Raw genomic sequence first — 551 nt, 5'->3', positions numbered from 1 at the left:
CGCTCCGCATACTGCTGCAATCCGTCCGCCGTGCGATGCGTGGCAAAGGCGACGGACGCCTCCCGCTGCCAGTCGTGTTTCTGGCGGCGGATGTCTGTGAGTTCGACCGATCCAATACGCTCGGCAATGGCCCGGAAGGGCGAGCCTGCACCGATCGCCTGAAGCTGCTCATGGTCACCGACGAGCACCAGCTTTGCACCGCGCGTTTCGGTCTCTGCAACAAAGCGGGCCAGCTGTCGACTTCCCACCATGCCAGCTTCATCGATGACGAGAATATCGTTTCGCCCAAGCTCGTGTCTGCCAAGGCTCCAGCCATACTCCCAGGAGGCCAGCGTGCGGGCCGCAATCCCCGATGAGGTGGTCAATCCTTCTGCCGCCTTGCCGGCAAGGGCCGCCCCATGAACACGATAGCCTTGTGCCTCCCAGGCCTCACGCGCCGCAGACAGCATTGTCGATTTGCCAGCTCCGGCAAAACCGATCACAGCGGCAATCTGGTTGGGGGATGTGATGTGTCGAACAGCGGTTCTTTGCTCATCCGTGAGACCCGAACC

General features: G+C 62.1%; 1 protein-coding gene. It reads right to left on the bottom strand.

The annotated features are described in order from the left end of the window. Positions 1–551 (bottom strand): AAA family ATPase (locus tag ACTJK5_RS22980; protein ID WP_440613315.1); only part of this gene is annotated, 551 nt, incomplete at both ends.

It is taken from the genome of Agrobacterium sp. 22094 (assembly GCF_052046015.1).
GTDB classification, from domain to species: domain Bacteria; phylum Pseudomonadota; class Alphaproteobacteria; order Rhizobiales; family Rhizobiaceae; genus Agrobacterium; species Agrobacterium cavarae.
The sequence above is the reverse complement of the archived record's forward strand: the minus strand, read 5'-3'. Positions and strand labels throughout refer to the sequence as shown.